The following is a 25903-nucleotide window of genomic DNA, read 5'->3' as shown; positions in this document are numbered from 1 at the left end:
CGCCAAGATCGTCACGGCCCGCCCTCATCACGATTTGGCGGAGATCGCGCTCAATTCTTCCAGGTCGAGGTCCCGCTCCAGTTCGTGCAGCGTCTCGTTGTCGATCTTTCCGAGCCGGTGGAGGCGAATGAGTTCGTCGCGCCCGGTAGCGATTGCCGCCAAAACGACGTCGAAATGGGCGTGCAGCCCTGGCTGATACGCTTCGGTCCGCTCGGCATAGTCGACGATCATCGTGGCCCGGCGCTGGTAGCGCTCCAGCAATCGGGGATGGATGAGCGTCCCCTCGCTGTCATAGGCGAGTTGCTGGATGGTGAGCAATTGCTTCTGCGCCATGGCAGATTCGGCCTGGGCCATGGTGAGGCGCGCCCGCTCCGATTCCGGCTCGACCGGCTTCACCCAGCCGATCACCCGCCCCAGGGTGGTGCCCTGGACGAGCACCGTTCCCAGGATGACGGCGAACGACGTCACCAGGATGAAGTCGCGGCCGGGAAAGCCTTCCGGTATGCTCAGCGCTAGGGCCAGGGTGACGACGCCGCGTACGCCGGCCCAACTCAGGATGGTGGCGTTGGCAAGGCCGAGCGGCGTGTAGCGATCGAGCCCCGCAGCCCTGCAAAGCCGGATCACCAGATCGGACCCGAACACCCAGGCAAAGCGTGCAAGGGTGAGTGCCGCGAGGATCACCAGAATGGGCACGGCCATGGTATCGGCCACCACGCCGAATCCGCCACCGCGCTCCACCACGCCACGCAGGGTGAAGCCGATCAGGATGAAGACCGCCGCTTCCATCAGGAAGATCATCACGGTCCAAAACGCCGTGCCGCGCATGCGTACCGAAGCCGAAAACACGGTGTGCTGGTACCAGCCGGCGATCAAGCCCGTGGTGACCGTGGCGATGACGCCGGAGACGTGGAGCATCTCGCCCAGCAGATAGGACGACCAGGACAACAGGCAGGTGGCAGCGATGATCAGATATTCGTCACCGAGGCGGCGGGCGAGCAGCACCCATGTCGCGCCCGCTGCGACACCAACGAGGACACCGCCCAGTGCCAGCAGGAAGAACTCGCCGACCGCATCCACCGCACTGAAGGTGCCGGTGACGCCCGCAGCGATGGCAAAGCGGAACAGCACCAGGCCGCTGGCATCGTTGAACAGGCTCTCGCCCTCGAGCAGGATCTGCAGGCGCCGGGGCAGCTTCACCCGTTGCAGCACGGCGCGGGCGGAGACGGCATCGGGCGGCGAGACGATCGCCCCGAGCGCCGCACAGGCGGCCCAGGGCAAGGACGGGAAGACGAGATGGGTCGCCACCGCGACGACGAGAGAGGTGAAGACCACAGCACCGACCGCCAGCGAGGCGATGCCGATCATGTGGCGCCGCAACCGGCCGAGTGCGATGAACCACGCCCCGTCCATCAGGAGCGGTGGCAAGAAGATGACGAGCACCAGGTTGGGATCGAGCGCAATGGCGGGCAGGCCCGGCAGAAAGGCGAGCGATGCGCCGCCGACCAGCAGCGCCACTGAAGGCGGCAGCCCCAGCTTGTGGGCGGCAAAGTGCAGCACGATGATCGCCAGGAACATCGCGATCACCAGTTCGAACAGGTGAATAGGGTCCATCAGCCTTTGCCCCGATTTGGCTTTTGCAGACCCTATAACGTCAGATCAGAAATGAAAGCCGGCGTTTCGGCGGAAATGCCGGGCCGATGAGACTGCTCCTATCGAGTCTCTCATTTCGAAGAGCATGGCCCAGACGAGCGAGACGCGCCAATCCTTCCCCGATTGCGGGGAAGGTGGCGATGCGAAGCATCGACGGAAGGGGGAGAGCGGCTCAAATCGTGCAATAACAAGCACTATGGCGCCACTCTCCCCCACCCGGCCCTTCGGGCCACCCTCCCCGCAGACGGGGAGGGATTGGCGCGCTCAATTCTGAAATCGTACCTTGTTCAGCCCGATTGACGATATCTCCCCCGCTCAGCGCGGAGCGGTAACGATGACGTTCCAGGATCCCGGCATGAGTCTCGCCTGCAGCCGGTCGCCTTCAAGGCTCACAGTTTCGATCGGTGCCGGCGCGACGGTGTCCTGGGCGTCCTTGGTGTTGACCGCCTTCATGTTGGGATGATGGATCTGCAGCGCCTCCGTCACCTGGCGGTTGCCGCCGAAGCCCCGCAGCAGGACTTCGAGGTCCATCGGCTCGCCGAGATGGCGGTTCAGGGCGAAAATGGTGACCTGGCCGGTGGTCTCGTCCTCGGTGACGCAGGCATGGAGATAGGGAATTTCCGGCGCCGTCTTGCCGGCATAGGAGGGCGAGGAGATCAGCGAGCGCAGCACGCGGCCATGGGCATGGCGTGCCGTGAGCGCGAAGGGATGGAAGATGGTCTGGCGCCAGGCTGCTCCGCCCGGCTCGGTCATGATCGGGCCAATGATGTTCACGAGCTGGGCGATGCAGGCGCATTTCACGCGGTCGGCATTGTTGAGCAGCGTGATCAGCGCACCGCCCACCAGGAGCGCATCCTCGGTGTTGTAGACTTCCTCGATCAGCGGCGGATGCTCGGGCCAGCCGGGCTTGCGCAGATGCTCGTGGGTGCGGGCCTTGTACCAGACGTTCCACTCGTCGAGGGACAGCATGATCCGCTTGGGCGAGCGGCGCGTGGCGGCCACCGCGTCGGCAATGGCAACCACTTCGCGGATGAAGGCCTCCAGCAGCTCGATATTGCCGAGGAATTCCTCGGTACTGTCATGTGGGTTCTGGAAATAGGTGTGCAGGGAGATGAAGTCGACATAGTCGAAGCAATGGTCGAGGACTTCGTATTCCCAGCGGGCATAGGTGGCCATGTCGCGGTTGGACGAACCGCAGGCAGCCAGTTCGATGGAGGGATCGACCCAGCGCATCACCTTGGCGGTCTCGTGGGCGATGCGGCCATATTCGCCCGCCGTCTTGGCGCCGATCTGCCAGGGGCCGTCCATTTCGTTGCCGAGGCACCAGAACTTGATGTCGTGCGGCTTCTCATAGCCGTGGCTCTTGCGCAGCTCCGACAGCTCGGTGCCACCCGGATGGTTGCAATATTCGATGAAGCGCCGCGCTTCGTCATGGTCGCGGGTGCCGAGATTGACGCCGAACATCGGCTCGACCCCGACCTTGCGGGACCAGTCGATGAACTCATTGGTACCGAAGGCATTGGTCTCGGTCGAGAACCAGGCGAGGTCGAGCCGGCGCGGCCGCTCTTCCACCGGGCCGACGCCGTCTTCCCAATTGTAGCCGGACAGGAAATTGCCGCCGGGATAGCGCACGATGGTGGTGCCGAGTTCGCGGGTCAGCTCGGCGACATCCTGGCGAAAACCCTGGTCATCGGCGCTGGGATGGCCGGGCTCGAAGATACCGGTGTAGACGCACCGTCCCATATGCTCGACGAAGGTACCGAAGATACGGCGGTCGAGATCGGAGATGATGAAATCGTGATCGACGATCAGGCGGGCGGACGGCATGGCGAAAACTGACCTTTGAACCGGGGAAATATCGGGCGGAAAAGGGACCCACGGCGGGAGGAGAGCCGTGGGTCCTAGAGCGTTTTCCAGAAAAGCTGATAGACTTTTCGATTAAGAAAACGCGTCAAAACAAAGAGTTAGAGAGAGTGGGATTTAAAGAAATCATACTTTCTCTAGCTGTGGCGAACGCGGCCTTACTTCGCGTTCGCCAGCAATTCGTTGATGCGGGACTGGGCATCGGCGAGCGCGGCGTCGATCTCCTTGTCGCCGGTCACGCCGGCGGTGACCTCGTCATTCTCGATCTCCTGGATCGCGAATTGACGCTTCACCGCCGCCGGACGGGCGGCGCCGTTGGTGGTCAGCGGTGCGAGATCGGCCCGGTGCGGCAGGGCCTTGAACTCGGCGCTGTCGGCCACGGACCTGCGGATGGGCAGATGGCCGGTGCGCGCCCACTGGAAATCATTGTCCCACAGGAATTTCAGGAATTCGTAGGCCGATTTGCGCTGGGCATCGCTGAGATCGGCCTTGAGGACCACCCAGCTATGCCCATCGGCCCAGACGCGCGGGCTGCCGGGATAGAGCTGCGGGAAAGGCACCACCGCATAGCCATTGGACAGGGGCGCACCACTCTTCTTGGATTCTTGGTCATAGGTATCGACCAGCCAGGTGCCGCAGATGAACACGCCCGCATCGCCGGCCGCGAAGCTGGCGACCGAGGCGGCATAGTCCTGCCCCTTGGTGGTGTCGCCGTTCTGGTAGAGCGCCTTCAGCAGTGTCGCGGCGTTCTTGGCCTCGGGCGTGGCGAAATTGACCTTGGTTGGATCGGCGAAGAATTCCGAATTCTGCTGGTAGAGCAGCGTATCGAAGGTGCGCGTGAAGAAGGCACGCTCATTGGCGATGGTCCAGACGAAATAGGGCTTGCCCGTCTTTTCCTTGAACTGCTTGGCCTGGGCCAGCAGTTCCTCGCCATTCTTGGGCAGGATCGGCTTGCCAGCAGCATCGACGAGGCCGGCCTGCTTGAACAGGTTCAGATTGATGTGCCAGAGCCAGGTATGGGTATCGAAGGGCAAGGCATAGGTCTTGCCGTCCTTGGTGACCCCGGCCTTGGCGGCATCGGTGAAGTCAGCGGTATCGACACCCGCCGCCTTCAAGCCCTCGTCGAGGGGTTCCAGCAGCCCGCGCGAGGAATAGTCGCTGATCACGGCCTCATGCATGACCGAGATGGTCGGCGGCTCGCCCGAGCGGATGCGGGCGGTGAGCTGGTCGTAGCCCGGCCATTCGACGATATCGACCTTGACGCGGGTGTCCTTGCTCTCCGCATTGAACTTGTTGATCAGCGCCGTGATGATGCCGCACTCGCCATTGGCCTTGGCGACATCCGTCACCGCGCCATAGTCGGCTTCGCAGGCACCGAAGAAGCGTGACACCGAGATCTCGGTCTTGTCCTGGGCGAGGCCGGCCTGCGACGACAGCAGCAAGAGGGCCCCGGCATAGAGCAATCGTTTCAAACCGATCATGCATTTCCTCCGTTTCGGCCGATTTTGTTCAAGGTCGAGCGCGCGGCCGGGACGCGGAACCAGGAGATCTTCTCGGAGTCAGCGGATCGCGGCGCCGGCCACGGCGCGGACGATGTATTTCTGGAAGAACAGGTAGACGATGAAGACGGGCAGCCCGGCGAAGACGGCCTGCGCCATCAAGAAGCCGAGCCCCTCGGACTGGGCAAAATTGGTCTGGGTCGAGGCCATGCCGACGGTGAGGGTGAACATGTCGGGCTTGGTCGCCGAGATCAGGGGCCACAAATAGTCGTTCCAGGCCGACAGGAAGGTGAAGATGCCGAGCGTGGCCTGAGCCGGGATGGTCAGCGGCAGCACCACCTTCCAGAAGATCTTGAAGCGCGAGGCATTGTCGAGCATCGCGGCCTCGTCGATGTCGCGCGGGATGGCCTTGAAATATTGCGTCATCAGGAAGACGCCGAAGGCATGGGACAGCCCCGGCAGGATCAGCGCCGGATAGCCATTATGCATCTTCCAGTCGGTGAACATCTGGTGGCGGGCGATGATCACCGCCTGTTCGGGGATGGCGAGGCCCAGCAGCACCAGCACGAACAGGATGTCTCGGCCGAAAAACTCGGTGCGTGCGAAGCCGTAGCCGGCCAGGGATGACAGCACCAACGTGCCGATGGTCATGCCGCCGGCCACGATCATGGAGTTGAGCAGCCAGCGAAACACGCCGGATGACGCGATGATGTCGGTGTAGTTCTTCAAGGTATAGGGCGGATGCAGGGCCGTGGCGGTGGAGAGCATCAGCTCCGAATTGGGCTTGAAGGAGAGCACGATCACCCAGGCGACGGGAACCAGCCAAGCGAAGGCCAGGACCAGGACGCCCGCCAGGATCACCCGGTCTCCGGCGGTGCGGCCGACGAATTGCTGCGCGCTCGCCATGGCCTAGCCCTCCGCCCGCCGGCGGGCGGCGACATATTGCAAGATCGCGGCAATGGCCATCAGAAGGAACAGCACCTCGGAGGCCGCGGCGGCATAGCCGACATTCCAGCGCTGGAAGCCCTCCTCATAGATGAACTGCACGATGGGGCGGGAGGCGTTGTTGGGCCCTCCCCTGGTGAGAAGCTGCGCCTGGCCGAAGAGCTGGAACTGCGCGACGATCTCGTAGATCGCCACGACGACGACGCTACGCCGGATCGAGGGCAGCGTGATCGACCAGAAGGAGCGCCAGCGCCCGGCATTGTCGAGCGCGGCGGCCTCGTAGAGCTCGCCCGGTATCTGCTGCAGGGCGGCGAGGAAGAGCATCATCGGCAGGCCGATCACCCACCACAGCGTGCACAGCGCGATGGCCGGCAGGGCAAGCTCCTGGCTGGTGAGGAACTGGATCGGCGGCAGGCCGAAGATCGAGAGCATGCCGGCGATCAGGCCCCGGTCCGGCAGATACATCATCTTCCAGATGATGGTGACGATGGTCACCGACAGCACCGAGGTGCCGAAGAAGACCGCCCGCAGGGCGGCGCTACCCTTGCTTTCCCGGTTGAGGGCAAGCGCGAGGCCAAGGCCGATGGCGACGAAAACCGGCACCGTCATCAGCACGAAGACGAAGGTGTTGCTTACCGTGCCCAGGAAGACCTTGTCGGCGAACAGGCGGCGAAAATTTGCCAGGCCGGCAAAGGAGGCCGTCTGGTCGAACATGTCGTATTCCTGCAGGCTGATCCAGATGCCACGAAACAGCGGATAGACCAGGAGAACGACATAGACGGCAAGGAAGGGCAGCACGAACAGGAGATTGCGCCAGCTCGGCCCGATCGAGGCGCCGGCATAGCGGGGTGCGGGCGTCGCGGCCGCCGTGGAGGCAAGGCTCTGCGTGGACATCAGCCCCTCCTCACGCGGCATGGAAGGCGCGGCCGCCATCGTCGAACAGATGGGCAGCTTGCGAATCCACCGAGAAGCGGGCTTCGCCACCTGCAACGGCGGTCGAAGCGCCCTTGTCCTCGGCGACCAGCGAGGTGCCGTCGGGCAGGCGCACATAGAGATGCGTGCGGTCGCCGAGGCGCTCGACCACTTCGATCCGGCCGGCAAGGGAGCCCGCCGGATCGGCGCGGACAGCCTCCGCCCTCACCCCCAGGCGCAGCTTGGCACCCTGAGGCAGGGTGGCGACGGGCACGCGGGTGGCGATGCCGGTGCCATCGGCCAGCCTGGCGGCGGCAAGGCCGCCCTGCTCGGCGACCGTGACGGGCAGGAAATTCATGGCGGGCGAGCCGACGAAACGGGCCACGAATTCGGTGGCGGGCCGTGAATAGACCTCCATGGGCGTACCCACCTGCTCGATCTTGCGGGCGTTCATCACCACGATGCGCTCGGCCAGCGTCATCGCCTCGACCTGGTCATGGGTCACGAAGATGGTGGTGGCCTGCACCTGCTGGTGGAGGCGGGCGAGCTCGACGCGGGTGCGCACGCGCAGCGCCGCATCGAGATTGGAGAGTGGCTCGTCGAACAGATAGGCCTTGGGGCTTTTTACCAGAGCCCGGCCGATGGCGACGCGCTGGCGCTGGCCGCCGGAGAGTTGGCCTGGCTTGCGCGTAAGCAGCGGCTCGATCTCCAGGATGCGGGCCGCTTCCTTCACCCGGCGATCGATCTCCTGGCTGGGCACGGCGATGTTGCGCAGGCCGAAGGCCATGTTCTCGTAGATCGTCATATGCGGATAGAGCGCATAATGCTGGAACACCATGGCGACGCCGCGAGCGCCCGGGGGAAGCTGGTCGACCCTCTGGCCTCCGATCGAGATCGAACCGCCATCGACGCGCTCCAGCCCCGCGATCATGCGCAGCAAGGTGGATTTTCCGCAGCCCGACGGCCCGAGGAAGGCAATGAACTCACCCGAGCGGATCTTCAAAGAGAGGTCTGCGATGACGTTCACGGCGCCAAAGGTCTTGGACACCCTGTCGATGTCGATGGCACTCAAGGCCTCTTCCTCCTACCATCTTTTCTTATTATCATCTGATGATAAGATAGAAGCAATCGCGATCCGGTGTCAATCGCCGCCGACGTGAAGAAGGGCAATTTGTAGGAGGATTTCCCATTGGCAGGAGGGTTGCTGGGCGCTTTGTTCCCCCCCGATAGCAGTGTTAAGAGGTGGGAAGCCCCTCAGATCACGGCGGAATCAGCCGGCGGGAGGAGCACGGTGCCGCCCGCATCCAGCAACGGGCTGGTTTGGAGATGAGTATGTTCGAGCGGGATACCGCCATCAGCACGATGAGCGCGCAGGTCGCGCGCATCATCGGCACCCGCATCACCTCGGGAGAGTTTCGCCCCGGCGACACCCTGCCGATCGAGAACGAACTCTGCCAGGCCTATGGCGTCAGCCGCTCGACGGTGCGAGAGGCCGTAAAGAATTTGGCGGCCAAGGGACTGGTCGAGGTTTCGCCCAAGACCGGCACACGCGTGCTGCCTTTCGCAGACTGGAACCTGCTCGACCAGGATGTGCTGTCCTGGCGCCTCAATGCCCAGTTCGACGAGCGCATCATCGAGGATCTCTACGAAATGCGGAACTGCTTCGAGCCACGTGCCTGCTTCCTGGCGGCGCGGGACGGTTCGGCGGATGATCTGGAACGTATCCGCATGCGCTTCTCGGACCTGGTCTCCATGCTGGGGCAGCCGGCCTTGGCGGCGGGTGCCGAGACCGAGTTCCACCTCGCCATCATGACGGCCACCCATAACGGCCTGTTCGTCACCATCGGACGGGCGGTTAAGACGGCCCTGAAGGTTTCTTTCGGCCTGACCCAGCGCAGCGCCAATGGTCAGGCGATGGACCTGCAGCCCTATCAGGCCGTGGTGTCAGCCATCCTCGCCCGCAAGGCGGACGAGGCCTCGCAGGCCATGAGCCAGTTGCTGGAAATCTCGCGGGCCCGCATGCTGGAGGCCCTGCGCAATGCGCCCCGCGCCGTGGAGAAGACGGCCGGCGAATAGAAGCGGCCCCGGAAGGATGGCGATATGCGGGACAGCGCGCCGGACCTGTGCTTATCTTCCCGCTCGTAACTGGACAGCGAGGCGACGTCCGATGATCCGCAGCAAGGAGCTCTTCACCCGGTCCGGCGACGCCGAATGGCAGCCGACGCCGGACGGCAACCGGCGACGGGTCCTGGCCTATACCGACGAACTGATGATGGTCGAATTCGCCTTCGAGAAGGATGGCGTGGGCTGGCTGCATTCGCATCCCCACATCCAGTCCAGCTATGTCGCCGAGGGACGGTTCGAGGTCACCATCGCGGGCAGAACCGAGACGCTCGTTGCCGGCGACAGCTTCATCGTGCCATCCGGCCTCGAACATGGCGTCAAGGCGCTCGAGAAAGGCCGGCTGGTCGACTGCTTCACGCCGCACCGCGCCGATTTCCTGGCGTAGTCCGGACTTTGCGTGATTGCGCGGCCCGGCGCGAAAACTACTGATCCGCGTTCTCGATCGCCCGGGAGACCACGGCCCGCACTTCCTCGCGGCTCATGAAGATGTCGTGGTTGATGAAGCCGGAGCCGAAGTCGGAGGCGTCGACCACCTTCACGCCGGTCTTCTGCAGTTCCTCGCTGTCACCGGAACCGACCCGCGGCACGCCACCGGCGAGCTTGGTCGAGATCTCCAGGGCGCGGTCGTTCTTGGAGACGATCACCGTCATCTTCGACGACAGCGACGACAGCCGCTTCATCTGGCGACGGAAGAGGTCGAGGTCGACATCCGGGTTGGCCAGCACGATGGCGCCGAAATGATTGGGAAGCGAGGCCCCCATGCGATCGGACATCGAGCGCAGGGCTTCCATCATCACCATGCTGCCCATGGAATGGGCGATCAGGTTGATGCGGCCGACCTTGGGATCGTTGGCGAGCGCGGTGAGTGTGTCCTCCAGGGCATCGCGTGACCACATCGCGCTGTCCTTGTCGGTGACATAGTCCAGCAGAGCTGCACGCGAGGGCCAGGAGAACAGCACCGGCACGCCCGAGAACTTGATGCCGTCGACCAGCTTGGCATAGCTCGTCGCCGCGCTGTCGAAGGTTTCGTTATAACCATGGACATAGACGATGACGTCGCGCCCTTCGGCCTGCGTCGCGAGGGCCGTGGCCGGCTGGTCACCTGGCAGCGTACTCACCCCGGCCACCGACCAGCCAGGTGTGGAAACCGGGTTGACCGCGGCCAGAAGCGACTTGGACGGCGGATACATCACCAGGCGCGCAGCGGTCGGGTCGGAAGCGCGCTTGGCCCCGAACCAGGGTTCCTTGTTGCCGGTCGAATTGCGCGTGGTCATCACCAGCATGGTCATGCCGCCGCGCCAGATGCCGAGCGGGGCGGTGTTGGCCGCCTGGTCGTTCGAGGCCGTGTTGGTCAGCACGGGCTTCAGGGACGAGGTCGAGTCACCGGAATCGTCATCGATCCCGACGCAGCCCGTCAGCACAAGTGCCGAAGCGATCAAAGCGAAGAGCGAGGCGACCCGCATCGAAACCCAATCCTGTTTGCTTAAGCTGCCCTCAATGCAGCAAAAGGGGTGAATAGTCAGTGAACGGGCGAAATTGAGGCGGCTGCGTTCGAACCAGCCAAAAAACCGGCCGCACTGTCGTTTTCCACGAGAATGTCGGCAAAAATATCACACCCCTTCACAGAAGGCCGGCGGTGCAGCCCCCATCTGCTGTCGCGACGCTCTTTTGTCACCCCCGGCCTGGCAAGGAGAGCCACGGCGACCGCGGGCGCAAGCCTGCGGTATCCAACGAAAAAGGGCCGGCGGTGCCGGCCCTTCCCGTGTCATATGCTTTGGAGCAGACCTCAGCCCAGGCCGCCGAGGCAGACATATTTGGCATCGATATAATCCTCGATGCCGTATTTGGAGCCTTCCTTGCCCATGCCGGATTCCTTGACGCCGCCGAAGGGCGCGACTTCGGTGGTAATCAGGCCCTCATTGACACCGACCATGCCGTATTTCAGCGCTTCGGCGACCCGGAAGGCGCGGCCGAGATCCTTGGTATAGAAATAGGAAGCCAGGCCGAACTCGGTGTCGTTGGCCATCCGGACGGCCTCTTCCTCGGTCTCGAACTTGAACACCGGGGCCAGCGGCCCGAAGGTCTCGTCGCGCGCCACCATCATGTCCGGGGTCACCCCCGTCACCACTGTGGGCTCGAAGAAGGTGTGGCCGAGCGCATGACGCTTGCCGCCCGCCACCACCTTGCCACCCTTGGCGACGGCGTCGCTGATATGCTCCTCGACCTTCTCCACCGCCTTCTCGTCGATCAGCGGCCCCTGCTGCACGCCAGTCTCCAGGCCATTGCCGACCTTGAGCGCGTTGGAAGCGGCAATCAGCTTCTCGACGAATGTGTCGTGGATGCCTGACTGCACCAGGAAGCGATTGGTGCACACGCAAGTCTGGCCTGAGTTGCGGTACTTGGCGATCATCGCGCCCTCGATCGCCCTGTCGACATCGGCGTCGTCGAACACGATGAAGGGAGCATTGCCGCCGAGCTCCATCGAGACCTTCTTGAGCGTCTTGGCCGACTGCTCGACCAGGAGCTTGCCGATCGGCGTGGAGCCGGTGAAGGTGATCTTGCGCACCAGCGGATTGGAGGTGAGCTCGCCGCCGATGGCGCTCGCCGAACCGGTGAGGACGTTGACGACACCGGCCGGAATGCCGGCCATTTCGGCCAACACGCCCCAGGCGAGGCCCGAATAGGGCGTCTGCAGGGCCGGCTTGATCACGATGGTGCAGCCTGCGGCCAAGGCAGGGCCGAGCTTGCGGGCGATCATCGAGGAGGGGAAGTTCCAGGGCGTGATGGCGCCGACGACCCCCACAGGCTCCTTGGTGACCAGGATGCGGCGGCCCGGCCAGGGCGAGGGAATCACATCGCCATAGACGCGCTGGGCTTCTTCGGCGAACCAGCGCACATAGGCGGCCGAGAACACAACCTCGCCGCGCGCTTCGGCGAGCGACTTGCCCTGCTCGACCGTGAGCAGCACGCCGAGCGCATCGGCATTGGCCTCGATCAGATCGGCGAGCTTGTGCAGGATCTTGGCCCGTTCTTTCGCCGTCTTGGCGCGCCAGGCCGGGAAGGCCGCATCGGCCGCGGCAATGGCCCGCGCCGTCTCGTCCTTGCCGCAATCGGGCACGCTGCCGATGAGTTCACCGGTGGCGGGATTGGTGACCGGCAGGGACTTGCCGTTGTCGGCAGCGATCCATTGACCGTTGACGTAGGCGGCCTCACGCTTGAATTCGAGTGTCTGCGCCAGCTTTTCCAACATGCGCCTTCCTCCGTTATGTCTCTCGCTGGCGCTTAGATAGGCGTTCGGCGCGCGCGGATCAATGTAGAAATGTGATCACATATTCGGGTGTTGCCTCGGCCCGCGAAGCCTGCGATGGAGGCCCGCCTGCACATAAAGAAAGCAAGTCGCCATGTCCAATCCCGTCCTGGCCGAACTCATCCGCGGCGGCATGGTCGAAAGCCGGCATAGCGGCGCCGTTGCCGTCAGCGATCCCGAAGGCCGCCTCGTACTCGCGCTCGGCGATGTCACCCGCCCCGTCTTCCCCCGCTCGGCGGTGAAGGCGTTCCAGGCCCTGCCCCTGCTGGAATCGGGAGCCGCCGACAAGCTCGGTCTTACCGACGCGGACATCGCCCTCGCCGTCTCCTCCCATGGCGGCGAGCCGCGCCATGTCGAGCAGGCTGCCGCCATGCTGGCCAAGGCTGGCCGCGATGCCGGCACGCTCGAATGCGGCGTCCATGCGCCGAGCTTTCGCCCGGCCGCCTGGGCCCTGCTGCGGGCCGGAGAAGAGCCCTCGGCCCTGCACAACAACTGCTCGGGCAAGCATGCCGGCTTCATCTGCCTTGCTTGCGCCAGCGACCGTGATCCCCACCATTACATCGAGGCCGGGCATCCGGTGATGCGCGAGGTGATGGGGGCGGTCAACGCGATGAGCGGAGCCGCCCTTGCCGGCGATGGCGTCGGCATCGACGGCTGCTCCATCCCCACCCAGGCCGCTCCGCTCGCAGGCGTGGCGCGGGGCTTTGCTCGCTTCGGCACCGGCGCCCATCTCGGCCCCGAAAGGGCGAAGGCCGCCGCCCGCATCCGCCGCGCTGCGGCCGCGGAGCCCTTCCTGGTCGCCGGCACCAGGCGCTTCTGCACCGAGATCATGACGATCTTCGGCGAACGCGTCTTCGTGAAGACAGGCGCCGAGGGCGTGTTCTGCGCCGCCTTTCCCGAACTCGGCTACGGCATCGCCCTCAAATGTGACGATGGCGGTACCCGGGCTGCGGAACTGATGATGGCCGGCGTGATCGCCAAGCTTCTGCCCCTTTCCGACAGCGAGGCCGAGGCGCTGAGGAGCTTCCTCGAACCGGTGCAGAAGAACTGGAACGGCCTCGAGGTGGGCAGGCTGCGCCTGGCGGGAGCCTTGGCCTAAGGCGCCGCCGCCCATCACTCTTCTTCACGTCGAAGCCGCCTTCTTCCAATCGCCGGTGCTGTTCCACCAGCGATTGGGGTTCTTGCTGTCGTCAAGCCCCTTGGAACGGCTGGACAGGATGGCCTGCAGCCTGATTACCGGCTCCTGGTAGGAATGGGCCTGGAAGATCGCCTCGACCACCCTCTCCGCAACATCCTGTGCATCGGGAAGCTCGAAAACGACTTCCACCACCCCCTGGCGCCGACGAAGATCACATTCCGCGCCGACCGCGGCCCCTTCCTGCGGGCGATAGCGCTCAATCCCGGGAGAGGACTGATAGGCATTGCTATCATAGGCTCCCATCGCCAGGGGAACGATGGCGACGACGGCCTCCATGATGCGGTCGACATCCTCGACCGGGGCCTGAAAGGTCAGAAGGCGCATGGGAACCATCGCTACCGACAATGTCTCGAAACCTGTCATGGCCCTCGCCCCTCCCCGCCGATCGAAGTGCGAAGGTTAGTTCATTGCTGCTGACAACGATCTGTCAGCACTGTCGCTATCCGAGGTCCGTGCGAGCCGCTATGCGCCTGCAGCCCGCCGCGGTCTCTCGGACGGACGGTCGGCTGTCGACCGACATGCCGCAAATCAGCGCTTGATCTAGAGTGCACTCCAGCAAGTAGCCTCGACAGCGGTCCGGGAGTGCGATGAAGACAGATGAAGATCGGAGAACTGGCGCGCCGTTCGGGATTGTCGGTCCACACGCTGCGCTATTACGAAAAAGTCGGCCTGCTTCCGCCGGCCTTTCGGAACGGCTCGGGCCAGCGGGACTATGACGCCGCCATCCTCGGCTGGATCGACTTTCTCGGCCGCATGAAGGCCGCGGGCATGCCGATCCGGGACATCGCGGCCTATGCGCTCTTATGGCAGCAAGGCGCCGGCACCGAGGCCGCGCGCCGCGACATGCTCGAGAAACAAAGCCGGCGGGTGGCAGCCCAGATCGAGGACCTTCAGTCCTGCCTCCTCGTCATCGAGCAGAAGATCCTGGACCTGGCTGAACTGGAAAAAGGACGAAAATCATGAGTGCCTATGTCATTTCCGACGTGGTTCCGCAGGATGAGGAAGCCTGGAACGCCTATGTGCGGCTTGCCCCCGCGACGATCGAAAAATATGGCGGCCGCTATCTGGCGCGCGGCGGCCCGGTCCGAACCATGGAGGGCAATTGGTCGCCTCGTCTGATCGTCCTTGTCGAATTTCCCGATCGTGCCGCCGTCGAGGCCTGGTATGCCTCCCCCGAATATGCCGAAGCCCTGGCGTTTCGCAGCAAGGCCCTAAGCAGAAACCTGATCTGCGTGGATGGCGTGGGTACACATGGTTCGACGCGCGTCGAAACATTGCCCGGCACGGCCCGCTAGAACGGGGCGACAAGTCGATGCAATTGCCAGGCCGCCATGATGACGAGAAAACTTGCTTATTTCACCGACGCCCATCTCGGGCAAAAACTCGTCATGGGCGGTGCGATGGACAGCGACAAGATGCGCTATGCCAGTGAGCCGGCAGAACATCGAGACCATCTGCGCTGGGTCCTTGACGACATTGCCGCGAGAGGCATATCGGAGGTGATCTTCGGTGGCGACATCGGCGCACGCAACTCCGTCCCCGACTTCTTCGAGATCCTGGGATCCTACGATTTCAAATCGAGAATAGTCCTCGGCAACCACGACGACTATGACGCGGTTTCACCCTTCCTTTCCGATCAGACCCATGCCGTTGAGGGCAAGGCCTGTTTTTCCGAAGGCAATCCGGCGCTGAAATGGGTGTTTCTCGATTCATCGGCCAACCGGGTGGATGAGGACCAACTCGCCTGGTTCGCGCGGGAACTGCAGGACACGCGCCGGCTGCTGCTGTTCCTGCATCATCCGGTCCTGTCGATCGATACACCGGTGGAGCACGCCGGCGCCGCCTTGAGGGAACGCGATACTCTCAAGGCGCTTCTGATTGGCAGCGAATGCGACATATCGCTGTTTTGCGGCCACTATCACATGGCAGATGAACGGCGCGAGGCGAACATCCGGCAGTTCTGCACCCCCGCCGTCTCCTACCAGATCGTCAAGGAGGCCGATCGGCTTGAAGTCGATACGACGCGACGCGGCTATCGCATTGTGGAGATCGACGGCGGCGAGATCGAAACCGAGATCGTCTATCTCGGCCTGCTCTAGTCAATCGAGTGCCCGCTTGCCATCGGACCGATGCCTCCCGTCACGCCCCATTGCAGATGGGGCAGCCATGGGCATGCTTGATCAGGCCATGCGCCGGACAGCGCTCGAATTCGGGGGCCGACCACAAACCCTTCCGGTCCGTCGCCTCGGCGCGAATGTCAGCGGGCACAAACGCCGCCAGCAGCACATGGAATTTATCCAGGCATGGCATAAGCCACTCTTCCTTCGGCTCGTAGCCGAGCCGGTGCCAATCGCGCTTCGCTTTCGCCCTTGCGATGGTGCGGAGGATGAAGGATCGGTCTTCGACGAAACTCTCAATTTCCCAGGGCATCTCGGCGATATCGAAGCCCACGGTCCCAAGGCCAAAGATGCCTTGGTCCCGCGCGGCGATCCACGCTGCAAACTGGCATTGCCGATGGGCAGAAGCCAGTGACGAGGCAGCCAACGCCAAGACGCCGATGAACACCGACGTCAGCGAATTGCTCATCTGAAGATATGGCAGGTCAGGCCGCGCATCGTAGGTGATGGAATTCGCCATCGGGCCAGGTCCGATTTGCTCCCACGATGCAGAAGGTAAGAGGCAGATTGATCGTGGCGCAGTTCGGTTCCGGGTGCGCGGCCATGATGTCCGCGCACCCGAACGAGAACCGGATGATCGCCTCACACCTGTCCGAAGCGATATTGCGTCTCGTGGTCGTAGACTTCGCCCGGCCGGATGATCGAGGACGGGAAATGCGCCTTGTTCACGGCATCCGGCAGGTTCTGGGTCTCCAGGCAGAAGCCGCCGAAGGCCCCATATTTGGCGCCGCCGAGGCCGGGAACCGGGATGTCCAGCTTGGCGGCATCGTAAAGCTGCACGCCGGGCTGGGTCGTCCAGGTCTCCAGGCTGACGCCGCTCTTGGGAGACCAGGTCCGCGCCGCCCGCGCCAACACGCCCGAGCTCCTCAGCACCAGATTCCCGTCATATTTGAACGGCCCTTCCGGCGTCTCCAGGCGCAAGGTGCGCTCCTGACGGAAGTCCCATGGCGTACCCGCCACCGAGAGGATCTCGCCGGTGGGGATGAGGTCGGCGTCGGTGGGCGTATAGAAATCGGCATCGATCTCCATGCGATGATCGAGCACATCGGCCGAACCGTCGAGATTGAAATAGGAATGCTGGGCGAGATTGACTGGCGTCGCCTTGTCGGTGGTGGCGGTGAAGATCACCTGCAACGTCGCCGGCTCCAGCAGGCGATAGGTACAGGTCGTCACCACGCGGCCGGGGAAGCCCATGTCGCCGTCCTCGGAGACGAGCACCAGCGTGGCCGAGCGCTGGTCCGATTGCACCAGGGACCAGACGCGCTTGCCGAAGCCGGTGGCACCGCCATGCAGCGTGTGCGGGCCGCCATGGCTCTTGGAGAGATCGTAGGTCACGCCATCAAGGGTGAAGCGGCCAAAGCCGATGCGATTGGCGACCCGGCCAGGATTGGCGCCGAAATGCGGGGAATATTTGGGGTAGTCCTCGAACTTCTCGAAGCCGAGCACCACACGCTGCGGCCCGTTCTTCGAGGGCACCAGGAGATCGCGCACCACGCCGCCATAGGTGATGATCCGGGCCTCGGCACCGGCATCAGAGCGCAGGGTGACCTCGAGCACATCGGCGCCATTGAAGGTTCCGAACAGGACAGGCTTGGACATGGGATTTCCTTGGCAGAGATGAGGCGTGAACATCCGATCGCCGGCAGGCAGCGACGACTCGTTTCTACACAGTCCACCAATAGCGGACCACATGGAAGAAGATCGGCGCGGCGAAGACGACGGAATCGAGTCGGTCGAGCATGCCGCCATGCCCCTCGATCAGATGCCCCCAATCCTTGACGCCGCGATCGCGCTTGATCGCCGACATCACCAGCCCGCCGAAAAAACCCATCAAGGTGATCACCAGCGCCACCAGCCCGGCCTGCCAGAAGGAGAACGGGGTGATCCACCACAGGCCGGCACCGAGCAAAGTGGCACTCGCTACCCCACCGACCAGGCCTTCCCAGGTCTTGGAGGGCGACAATTTCGGCGCCACCTTGTGCCGGCCGAAGAGCTTGCCCCAGACATATTGCAGCACGTCGCTCATCTGCACCACGATGACCAGGTAGGCGATCAGCAGGAGCTTGCGGCCCTCGAAAGCGGGAATATCCAGCGTCAGCAGCGCCGGCACATGGGAGAGGCAGAAGATGGCGATCATCACGCCCCATTGCATCTCGGCGACGCGGGTCATGAACTTGGCGGTATCGCCCCTGAGCGCGATCAGGATCGGCAGGAGCAGGAAGACATAGACCGGAATGAAGATCGAATAGAGCCCGTACCACTCGATCCAGATCAGGTAATACTGGATCGGCAGCACCACGAAGAACATGGCGAACAAAGTGCGATGGTCGGCCCGGCGCGTCGGCGTCAACGTCAGGAATTCACGCAGGGCCGCAAAGGAGGCGAAGGCAAAGAGGGCGATCACCCCGGCCTTGCCGAGGAGGAAGGCGCCGCCCATCAGCGCCACCATCACCCACCAGGCGCGGATGCGGGCATTGAGATTGTCGATGGCGGCATTGCCCTGCGGGCCGGCCCTGCGGTCGAGCTGCCAGCCGATGAGGGAGGCCAGGACCAGGAAGGCGATGATGCCGCCAAACAGGGCCAGGGTATGGTTCTCGAACATCAGCCCTCGTCCCCCTCATGCGGCCTGAGAGCCAGCAGGGCATTGCGGCTGCGATCGAGGAAGGCCTGCTTCTCCTCCCCGGGCCCCAGCCGCAGCGGTGCTCCGAAGGTGACGGTGCACAGGAAGGGCACCGGCAGAAACTCACCCTTGGGCATCACGCGATTGAGGTTCTCGATCCAGACCGGCACCATTTCCACGTCCGGCTGGCGCTTGGCGAGCCAGAACAGGCCGGACTTGAAAGGCAGCAGCGGCTCCTCGCCCATGTTGCGCGTCCCCTCCGGAAACAGGATCAGCGAGGATCCCGCCTCCAGGGCAGAGGCCATCTGGCCGATCGGATCGACACTGCGGGTCGTGCTCTCGCGGTCGATCAGCACGGCATCGAAGACATTGTGGGCGAGGAAGCGCCGCGTCGCGCCGGCATTCCAGTAATCGCGCGCCGCCACCGGGCGTGCCGTCGCGCGCAGGGCAGACGGAAAGACCGTCCAGACCAGGATGAAATCGCCATGGCTGGCATGGTTGGCAAAATAGATGCGCGGTTTGCGCGCCGGCAGGCAGCCCTGCCAATTGCCGCGCACGCCGGTGACGAGCCGGGCAAAACCGATGGTAGCGCTTCCCACCAGCCGGCCGAACAGGGAACGGCCATCCCGCACCGCGATGTCGCTCACAGCATGGCCCCAAGCAGCGGCAAAGCCAGCAGGCTTGCGACCTGCAGCACCAGGAAGATGGCCTGGCGGCGCACCAGGGCCATGGCGCCACGAGCCCGCTCCGACATCGGGCGCGAGGCGCGGTCTTCAGCAAACAAGCCGAGACGCTTCATCGCCCCGTCGAAATTGGTGGTGCTGAAGGCATTGCCGGCCAGATGGCCGAAAATCTCGGCATCAAAGCCCGCGCGCAGGGCGAAATAGCTCTGTACCAGGCCGAGCAGCACGGCCAGCACTGCAAGCCCGCTGACGGACAGGGGCGCTGATGCATAGGTGGCGATCACGACGGCGAGGACACCCAGCAGCGTCAATCCGCGCGAAATCCAATCGAGCGCCCTGCCCTGCCGCAAATAGGAAGCGGCGATGGCGGCGATCACCGCCGGATTTTCCTGTGCCTCAGCCATGGACTTCAATCACTTTGGACATCAACCAGTTTGGCGGCCGCCACGATGGCGGCCTGCGCCTCGGACCCCAACACGATTCGCGGGCGGACGGCACGTAGGATCGCAACCGCGTCGTCCACCGTTTGCGCCTGCCCACCGGCGAGCAGCCAGGTCGCAACCGCCGCGGCGCTGCGCGAATAGCCGAGTGCGCAGCACACCAGCACCGTGCCCTTGCCGCGCGCCGCTTCGATCGCTTGCGAAGCCTCCACCAGCTTTGCCGGCTGCGGCGCTATCAGGTCGAGCATCGGCACCGCACGCGTCGACACGCCCCGCCAGGCGGACAGTTCGGCGGCAAGATCGACAACGCTGCCATAGCTCCCCGGTGCGCGATCGAGGCGCGAGGGTATACGGCCGAGATAGATCCCGGGACGGACTTCGCCGGCGGATGGCTGGCGGCGCGTCCACCAGCGCGAATTGAGGAAAGCCCCGAGCTGATAGGGCGCGAACAGGAGCCGGACCGCCAGCGGCATCGAACCGTCGCCCCGTTTCTGGAAACCGGCCGCCCCGCGCCAGAGGTAGTTCGCCGCGACAAAGGCGAGCGATGCCGCCGGATAGCAGAGCCACAGCCCCCAGCCGCCGACCCCGATGCCGATGACGACAAGAGCCAGGGCGCCCAGACCATAATAGGCGGCGAGCTTTCGACGCTTTCTAACCTCTCCCGGAGGGGGAGAGGGAACGCCCATCTCATCGGGCCACAGCCACAGACAGAACAGGCCGAGCAAGGCACCGGTCGGTATGTCGAAGAAGTGATGCTGGTAGGTGGTGAGGACGGAAAGCCCGATCAGGGCGAACCAGGGATGGAGCAACCACCGGGCCCAGGCCGGCAGATGGCTGGCGTAGTGCACCCAGAGGATCACCAGGAGCGCGATATGCAGCGAGGGCGCCTGGTTGTAGGGCTTGTCGAAGCTGAGTAGCGCATCGAACATGAAGCCGGACAGGCCGCCGCCGATCTCCGGCTTGGCAAAGCTGAAGCGCAGCGGAAAGAGGAGGAAACAGGCGACCGCGATCACCTGTGCGGTCAGCAGCCGGCGCCCCAGTGTGTCCAGCTCCGTCCTGCTAGTGCAGACGAACAGCGAGGCGGCATAGAACAGGTTGACCGACCAATAGGGAATGATCGTCCAGGGCAGGAACGGCATGCCGTGTTCCCAGCCGAACACGATGGACGGCACGAAGGCGCGCTGGTCGGCGAGGTAGTTGGCAAGGCCATAGCTCGAATAGAAGAAGATGCCGAGGCCTGCGAGCCAGACAAGCGCCCTGCCCCAAGGGCGCCTGTCGGAGCGCCCGCCATCGGCAGGCCTTGCCGGTATTGCCATGGTCATGACGATACCTCTTGCCGGAAGTCCCTTGGAGCGCGGACATCCTGTCCGCTTCTTCCCTTCCCATCAGCAGGGCGTTTCCAAGAGCGGACTGGAAGTCCGCGCTCCAAAACAGGGGTCATGACACGGCCTTGCGGCGAGCGAGCGAGACCGAGAAGATGCCCCATTCGTCTATACGCTGTTCGAGCTTCTCGAAGCCCGCAGCCTCGACGAGCTGGTCCATCTCGGCCTGCGTGCGCCGGCGCATCACCCAGGCCTGCCCCTGGCGGTGGCTGGTCAAGGCGCGCGCGATGAATTCGAGCTGCGGATGCCAGGGCTGGCCGGTATAGATCAGATAGCCTCCGGCTGGGATGGCGGCGGCAAGGCCGCCCAGCGACCATTTGATCAGGTTGTTGTCGGCGAAGAGCTCGTAGAGCCCGGAAACCAGCCCGAGAGTGGGCTTGGGCTCGATGCCGGCAAGGCTGGCCGCATCGAAGGCATCGCCCTTGACGAAGCGGGCGATGTCGGCGAGGCCCTTTTCGGCGATCAGCCGCCCGCCCGCCTCGACATTGATGTCGCTGTAGTCGCGCAGCAGGATCGAATCCGGCCGTGAGACGCCTTCCGCCTCCAGGGCTTCGAGCACGTAGCGGCCATGGCCGGCAGCGATGTCGACGATGGAAACCGGCCGCCCCTCTTCCCGCAGCCGGGCGATGGCGACACGCAGCAATTCCTCGACATGGAGCTTGCGCTGGCGGATGCCGCGCCAGCCGATCGCCTCCAGATAGTTCTTGTCGGCCAACCGCCCGAGAGCCGAACGCCCCGACGGCGTGTTGCGATAGACATAATCGAGGGTGGAGCCGGAATCGAAGCCGGTCTCATGGCCAAGCCTGATGCCGTCGGAGACCAGCCCCGTCGCCTTCAGCCCGAGCCTGGTGCCCGCCCAGTAGAGGCCCTTCGGCGAGGCGAGCGGCAGGGGCGAGGCGAGCCTGTCGGCTTCGTCGCGGGTGTAGCCCTGGCGATCGGCCTCGGTGAGGACGGTGCGTTCCAGGGGCGCGGCGAAGCGCTCGCCGAGAAAGCGCCTGACATGGCCGATCGCCACCGCCCTGTCCTTCTCGCCGAGCGTGTCGTGGTAGAACCCCGGCAGCACGTGCCGCTCCTTGGTAGCCGATCCCAGATTCTCGTAGAAACGGTGCTGGGGCCCGTGATGCACCACCCAGTCGGCGCCGGAAACCAGGAGTTGGGTCGGCACCGTGATGGCCCGGGCATCCTCGACCACCCGCCGCGCGGCGTCGTAGAGACCGAGCAGGATGCGCACCGAGATCGCCCTGGTGATCTTGGGATCGGCATCGAAGGAGGCCTGGCGCTCGAGATCATGGGTGAGGAACCTGGCCTTCACATAGGATTGCACGAAGAAATTACCCTTGTAGGCCTGCCACAGCTTCAGGCCCGGCCGGGCGAAGGGCACATAGAGCTTCACCTTGAAGGCGGGAGAGGCCACCACCAAAGCACGGATCCTGGGCGCATAGTCATGCACCCAAGCCGAGGCGACGACGGCCCCGACGCTCTGGGCGAGCACGGCGATATCGGCGGGCGCGAAACCATGCGCAGCGCCGATATGGTCGATGAAGCTCTGCACATCGCGCACCAGGGCGCCGAAACTCGGGGCATCGCCACGTTCGCCGGGCGAGTCGCCATGGCCCCGGGCATCCCAGGCGAAGAACTCATAATCGGGCATGGCGAGTTCATCGGGCAGATGCGCCATGCGCCCCGAATGCTCATGCCCGCGATGGAACAGCACGACCGCGCCCTTGGCGGGGGCATTGAGGGCCGGCCAATGGCGGTAGAACAGCTCGACACCGTCATGGCTGCGAAAAAAACCGGTCTCAGAGGGACGCATCATGACTCCTGCCGTCATCGGCCTGCTTGGCGCGGGCTTCACGCAGGCCCTTATGCACACGATTGACGATGGTCAGTGTGAGAAAAAGCACGGCAAGCGGCATGATCCAGCCGAACCAGCCGGGCAGTGGCAGGCCGAGGCCGACCCACAGGCCGAGTGCGCCGAACACGAAAGCACGGTCGCTCTTGCCGAGCGGGCCGTCATAGCGCCTGTTAGCGCCGACCATCGGCCCCATCACGCCGGCAAACTCGCTGGTCACGGCCAGCACGATCACCGCGCCGGTCCAGAACGGCCCAAAGACCGGCAGGGTGGCGAAAGGCAGGATCAGCGCGGCGTCGGAGACGACGTCGGCGATCTCGTTGAGATAGGCGCCGAGCAGGCTCTTCTGGCCGAATTCCCGCGCCAGCATGCCGTCGATGGCATTGAGGGCCATGCGGATGGCGAGCCAGACCGGCAACAGCAGGAAGAGGATGCGCAGGTCCGAGAGCCAGGCCACACCGAGACCAACGACGAGAGAGCCCGCCGCCGCCGCCAGCGTCACCTGGTTGGCGGTCGTGCCCCGCTCGGCCAGCCGCGTGACGCGCGGGCGCAAAAGGGCCTGAAAACGAGGCTTGAGAGCATAGAGACTCACGGGACTGTCCAGATTCGCGGTTTAGCCGGCTATCATGGCTCAGCCGGCGAGCCTCATGCAACCCGACCGATCAGCCCGCACGTACCGGTGCATGGAATTTCCGGCCACGCCCCGAAAACAGGGTTCTCGCAGGCATGCATGGTGATTTCGAGGGCGGACGAGACGTCCATAGGCGCTAAGATAAGGCGAGAGGCGAGAGGCCGGCCACCCCTTCGCCTCGTTTACGGGGAGAAGGTAAGGATGAGGGGCGGCGCGACCTCACAAACTGACGCCTTCCGTAGCCCCTCACCTCCATCCTCTCCCCGTAAACGGGGCGAGGGGGCTCATATGTCGAGCTCGATCTCCAACCGCCTCATCTCGCCCAACCCCTTATCTTAGCGCCCACGGACGTCTCGTCCGTCTTCCCTTCCCGTCAAGCACAGCTCTGCCATCGGAAACCTCGATGGCACTATCGGTTTCTTCCGTTTTCCAGGCCGTCGCCGATCTGGGATGCCCATGCGCAGGTTCATCGGCATCGAAAGGAAACGCTTCATCATGAGTCTTGCAAAATCGAGAATTCTTATCGCCGGCGGCGGTTCCGGCATGGGCCTGGCACTGGCACGGCGTTGCCTCGATGCCGGTGCGCGGGTCGTCATCGTCGGACGGAGTGAGGAGAGACTGGCCCAGGCCCGCTCGAGCCTCGGTGCCGCCGACGCTCTCGATACCGTTTCTGCCGACATCACTCGGGAACACAAGGTCGCAGCGTTGTTCGAGCACATCGGCCGGCTCGATCACATCGTCAGTACCGCGGCTGATATCGAAGGCGCCTATGCGCTTCTGCCCTCTCTCGACCTGAAGGCCGTCCAGAGAATCATGGAGAGCAAGGTCTACGGGGCCCTCCTCCTGGCCAAGCATGGCGCCGGGACGCTGGCACCGTCCGGCTCCCTGACCTTCGTCTCCGGTATCGCCGCCTATCGTCCCCTGCCGCGGGGCGCAGCGGTCGCCGCCGTCAATGCCGCCCTGGAGGGGCTGGTCAAGGCGCTGGCGGTCGAGCTTGCGCCCTTGAGGGTCAACGCCGTGTCGCCCGGTTGGGTCGATACCCCGATCTGGGCCTTCGTCGCCGGCGACAGGAAGGACGAGACCCTGGGAGCCATGGCCAGGAAATTGCCGGTCGGCCGGGTCGGCCGGCCTGAGGACATCGCCGATGCCCTGGCCTTCGTGATGGGCAACGGCTTCACGACAGGATCGGTTCTGCATGTCGAGGGTGGGCACCGCCTGGTCTGAGTGCGTCGAGCCCGGTGCTCGCCGAGGCGAGCAGCAACTTCAAGGCCGGCGGCTGCACCCGCCGCCGGCGCCAGATCATCACCAGCTCCGCGGCGAGATTGGCAGCTTGGGCCGGGGCCGGCCAGGAAAGCTCGATGACCTCGCCCCGCGCGAGTGTCTCCGCGACCGCCAGGCGCGGCACCAGGCCAAGGCCCGTTCCGGCCGCCACCAGCCGGGCAATCGCGCCGATGCTGCCCGCTTCGGCCGCGAGCTTGGGTGCCGCAAGCCCGGCGGTGGCAAAAGCCGCATCGAACAGATGGCGGTAGACGCAGCCCATCTCCGTCACGACGAACCGTCTTGTGGCAAGCATGGACAGACCTTCATCGGCCGGCAGCGGCGGTTCGCCGGCCGGCGCAATCAGGATCAGCGGCTCTCTGGAAACGCCACGCCTGGCGAAACGCTCGTCGAACTCGCCATTGTCGAAGCAGAAGGCGACGTCCACCTCGCCATCCTCCAGCTTGCGCAGGAGGTCGCCCGTACCCGCGACGGACAAGCGAAGTACGATTTCAGGATGGGCCTGCCCGAAACGCGAGAGCCAGGCCGGCAGACGAGCGGCCGCAATCGTTTCCAAGGCGCCGATCGATACCGCTCCGCGCTCCTGCCCCACCGTCATGGCCACGGCGCCGCGCGCCTCCTCCGTCAGCGTCAGGATCTCCTCGGCATAGGGCTGCAGCGCCGCTCCGGCGGCCGTCAGTTGCAGGCCCGACCGCGAACGCGTGAACAAAGGCGTACCGAGTTCGGCTTCCAGCGCCTGGATCTGGTCGCTCACGCTCGACTGGGCCAGATGCACCGCCTCGGCTGCCCGGGTGACATTACGATGGCGGGCAACGGCGAGAAAGGTCTTGAGCAATCTGGAATGCATGGTGTTTCAGGCCTCGGTCTCGAATGATGCAGCAGAGTCCCGAACGCGCTTCAGCGGGCCACAAGACGGATGCCCGATACGAGGCAGAAGACGATGCCGGAGGCCAGGCCATACGCTGCAGACAGCAACAAGCCCTCCGGTTCCAGCAGTTCTCCCGGCCTTCCTCCCAGCAGCCAAGCGTAGCCATACATCGTGATCGGCCCGAGCAGGATACACCAAAGGCACAATCTTGCGCTCGACAAACTCTGTTTGCGCCGCAGCCACAAGGCCACCGGCATCACCAGGATCAAGGTGACGGCGTAGGTGAAAGGCAGTCCAAACATCAGAAAAGCTGCAAAGACACCGGCAATCTGAGAGTCGGGAATGCCGTCCTGCCCGCCGGCCAGGAGATCCAGCACGACAAACAGGAGTGGAAGGCCGGCAGGAACCGTCCAGGGACTGACCAGGGCCCCGAGCGCCAGGCTTCTCTCATGCTGCTTGCCGGTCAGCGCCATG

26 protein-coding genes are annotated in these 25903 nt (G+C 64.3%); 7 read left to right on the top strand and 19 right to left on the bottom strand.

The window, feature by feature from the left end; all coding sequences use genetic code 11:
* Positions 1–27: 27 nt before the first annotated feature.
* The 6 genes from ACIGJE_RS11750 to ACIGJE_RS11725 form a co-directional block, all read right to left on the bottom strand.
* Complete coding sequence (locus ACIGJE_RS11750; RefSeq protein ID WP_415084281.1) at positions 28–1611, bottom strand: Na+/H+ antiporter; 1584 nt, start codon at positions 1609–1611, stop codon at positions 28–30.
* A 354-nt stretch (positions 1612–1965) separates the two neighbouring features.
* Positions 1966–3477 (bottom strand): arabinosylfuranosidase ArfA, encoded by a 1512-nt coding sequence (gene arfA / locus ACIGJE_RS11745; protein WP_415084283.1) that lies wholly within the window; start codon positions 3475–3477, stop codon positions 1966–1968.
* A gap of 194 nt (positions 3478–3671) precedes the next feature.
* Positions 3672–4994, bottom strand: a complete 1323-nt coding sequence (locus ACIGJE_RS11740) for an extracellular solute-binding protein (protein ID WP_367624071.1) — start codon at positions 4992–4994, stop codon at positions 3672–3674.
* Between the two features lie 78 nt (positions 4995–5072).
* A complete protein-coding gene (locus tag ACIGJE_RS11735) occupies positions 5073–5918 on the bottom strand; it encodes a carbohydrate ABC transporter permease (protein ID WP_311933393.1) in 846 nt (281 codons plus the stop codon).
* Positions 5919–5921: 3 nt separating this feature from the next.
* Positions 5922–6851 carry a carbohydrate ABC transporter permease gene (locus ACIGJE_RS11730; protein WP_415084285.1) on the bottom strand — a complete coding sequence of 310 codons (930 nt, stop codon included), beginning with the start codon at positions 6849–6851 and terminating at the stop codon, positions 5922–5924.
* A 10-nt stretch (positions 6852–6861) separates the two neighbouring features.
* On the bottom strand, positions 6862–7941 hold the full coding sequence (locus tag ACIGJE_RS11725; RefSeq protein ID WP_415084287.1) for an ABC transporter ATP-binding protein: 1080 nt from the start codon (positions 7939–7941) through the stop codon (positions 6862–6864).
* A 260-nt stretch (positions 7942–8201) separates the two neighbouring features.
* Between ACIGJE_RS11725 and ACIGJE_RS11720 the strand changes: the two genes are divergently transcribed.
* Together ACIGJE_RS11720 and ACIGJE_RS11715 are read left to right on the top strand one after the other, a co-directional pair.
* The gene (locus tag ACIGJE_RS11720; protein WP_415084289.1) at positions 8202–8945 is read left to right on the top strand and encodes a FadR/GntR family transcriptional regulator; all 744 of its coding nucleotides are present in this window, start codon (positions 8202–8204) and stop codon (positions 8943–8945) included.
* Between the two features lie 91 nt (positions 8946–9036).
* The gene (locus ACIGJE_RS11715) at positions 9037–9378 is read left to right on the top strand and encodes a cupin domain-containing protein (protein ID WP_311933397.1); all 342 of its coding nucleotides are present in this window, start codon (positions 9037–9039) and stop codon (positions 9376–9378) included.
* Between the two features lie 37 nt (positions 9379–9415).
* On the opposite strand, the gene ACIGJE_RS11710 is transcribed toward ACIGJE_RS11715, so the two are convergent.
* Entirely contained in the window at positions 9416–10456 is a 1041-nt protein-coding gene (locus tag ACIGJE_RS11710) for an alpha/beta hydrolase (RefSeq protein ID WP_311933398.1), read from the bottom strand.
* Between the two features lie 323 nt (positions 10457–10779).
* Entirely contained in the window at positions 10780–12243 is a 1464-nt protein-coding gene (locus ACIGJE_RS11705; protein WP_415084292.1) for an NAD-dependent succinate-semialdehyde dehydrogenase, read from the bottom strand.
* Between the two features lie 151 nt (positions 12244–12394).
* Here ACIGJE_RS11705 and ACIGJE_RS11700 point away from each other — a divergent pair, with 151 nt between their 5' ends.
* Positions 12395–13399 carry an asparaginase gene (locus tag ACIGJE_RS11700; RefSeq protein WP_311933400.1) on the top strand — a complete coding sequence of 335 codons (1005 nt, stop codon included), beginning with the start codon at positions 12395–12397 and terminating at the stop codon, positions 13397–13399.
* 24 nt (positions 13400–13423) lie between these two features.
* Here the strand turns inward: ACIGJE_RS11700 and ACIGJE_RS11695 are convergent, their stop codons facing one another.
* Positions 13424–13861, bottom strand: a complete 438-nt coding sequence (locus ACIGJE_RS11695) for a YqfO family protein (protein WP_311933401.1) — start codon at positions 13859–13861, stop codon at positions 13424–13426.
* Positions 13862–14095: 234 nt separating this feature from the next.
* On the opposite strand from ACIGJE_RS11695, the gene ACIGJE_RS11690 reads away from it, so the two are divergent.
* Genes ACIGJE_RS11690 through ACIGJE_RS11680 form a run of 3 tightly spaced genes read left to right on the top strand, consistent with a single transcriptional unit; the run spans position 14096 to position 15597 of the window.
* Positions 14096–14461, top strand: a complete 366-nt coding sequence (locus ACIGJE_RS11690; protein ID WP_311933402.1) for a MerR family transcriptional regulator — start codon at positions 14096–14098, stop codon at positions 14459–14461.
* A complete protein-coding gene (locus ACIGJE_RS11685; RefSeq protein ID WP_311933403.1) occupies positions 14458–14793 on the top strand; it encodes a DUF1330 domain-containing protein in 336 nt (111 codons plus the stop codon). Before ACIGJE_RS11690 ends, ACIGJE_RS11685 begins: the two co-directional genes overlap by 4 nt.
* A gap of 36 nt (positions 14794–14829) precedes the next feature.
* A complete protein-coding gene (locus ACIGJE_RS11680; RefSeq protein WP_483680147.1) occupies positions 14830–15597 on the top strand; it encodes a metallophosphoesterase family protein in 768 nt (255 codons plus the stop codon).
* 40 nt (positions 15598–15637) lie between these two features.
* On the opposite strand, the gene ACIGJE_RS11675 is transcribed toward ACIGJE_RS11680, so the two are convergent.
* The 8 genes from ACIGJE_RS11675 to ACIGJE_RS11640 all read right to left on the bottom strand — a co-directional run bounded on the left by ACIGJE_RS11675 (position 15638) and on the right by ACIGJE_RS11640 (position 23244).
* Positions 15638–16135 carry a hypothetical protein gene (locus ACIGJE_RS11675; protein WP_483680145.1) on the bottom strand — a complete coding sequence of 166 codons (498 nt, stop codon included), beginning with the start codon at positions 16133–16135 and terminating at the stop codon, positions 15638–15640.
* Positions 16136–16257: 122 nt separating this feature from the next.
* A complete protein-coding gene (locus ACIGJE_RS11670; protein WP_440724205.1) occupies positions 16258–17274 on the bottom strand; it encodes an aldose epimerase family protein in 1017 nt (338 codons plus the stop codon).
* A 64-nt stretch (positions 17275–17338) separates the two neighbouring features.
* Positions 17339–18277: a phosphatidate cytidylyltransferase gene (locus ACIGJE_RS11665; protein WP_483680143.1), complete on the bottom strand. Its 939-nt coding sequence runs from the start codon at positions 18275–18277 to the stop codon at positions 17339–17341.
* A complete protein-coding gene (locus ACIGJE_RS11660) occupies positions 18277–18933 on the bottom strand; it encodes a lysophospholipid acyltransferase family protein (protein ID WP_425590887.1) in 657 nt (218 codons plus the stop codon). The genes ACIGJE_RS11665 and ACIGJE_RS11660 overlap by 1 nt, the downstream gene beginning before the upstream one ends.
* A 5-nt stretch (positions 18934–18938) precedes the next feature.
* The gene (locus ACIGJE_RS11655) at positions 18939–19382 is read right to left on the bottom strand and encodes a hypothetical protein (protein WP_311933408.1); all 444 of its coding nucleotides are present in this window, start codon (positions 19380–19382) and stop codon (positions 18939–18941) included.
* Between the two features lie 5 nt (positions 19383–19387).
* Entirely contained in the window at positions 19388–20740 is a 1353-nt protein-coding gene (locus tag ACIGJE_RS11650; protein WP_483680141.1) for a phosphatase PAP2/dual specificity phosphatase family protein, read from the bottom strand.
* 115 nt (positions 20741–20855) lie between these two features.
* Positions 20856–22616 (bottom strand): bifunctional alpha/beta hydrolase/class I SAM-dependent methyltransferase, encoded by a 1761-nt coding sequence (locus ACIGJE_RS11645; RefSeq protein WP_483680139.1) that lies wholly within the window; start codon positions 22614–22616, stop codon positions 20856–20858.
* Positions 22600–23244 (bottom strand): CDP-alcohol phosphatidyltransferase family protein, encoded by a 645-nt coding sequence (locus ACIGJE_RS11640; protein ID WP_483680137.1) that lies wholly within the window; start codon positions 23242–23244, stop codon positions 22600–22602. The genes ACIGJE_RS11645 and ACIGJE_RS11640 overlap by 17 nt, the downstream gene beginning before the upstream one ends.
* Before the next feature lie 534 nt (positions 23245–23778).
* Here ACIGJE_RS11640 and ACIGJE_RS11635 point away from each other — a divergent pair.
* On the top strand, positions 23779–24507 hold the full coding sequence (locus ACIGJE_RS11635) for an SDR family oxidoreductase (RefSeq protein ID WP_311933411.1): 729 nt from the start codon (positions 23779–23781) through the stop codon (positions 24505–24507).
* Here the strand turns inward: ACIGJE_RS11635 and ACIGJE_RS11630 are convergent.
* Positions 24458–25408: a LysR family transcriptional regulator gene (locus ACIGJE_RS11630; RefSeq protein ID WP_483680136.1), complete on the bottom strand. Its 951-nt coding sequence runs from the start codon at positions 25406–25408 to the stop codon at positions 24458–24460. The two genes, ACIGJE_RS11635 and ACIGJE_RS11630, sit on opposite strands and share 50 nt — an antisense overlap.
* Before the next feature lie 50 nt (positions 25409–25458).
* A complete protein-coding gene (locus ACIGJE_RS11625) occupies positions 25459–25902 on the bottom strand; it encodes a hypothetical protein (RefSeq protein WP_483680134.1) in 444 nt (147 codons plus the stop codon).
* Position 25903 lies beyond the last annotated feature (1 nt).

The organism is Labrys sp. E2SS-1L (assembly GCF_057073705.1).
The sequence above is the reverse complement of the archived record's forward strand: the minus strand, read 5'-3'. Positions and strand labels throughout refer to the sequence as shown.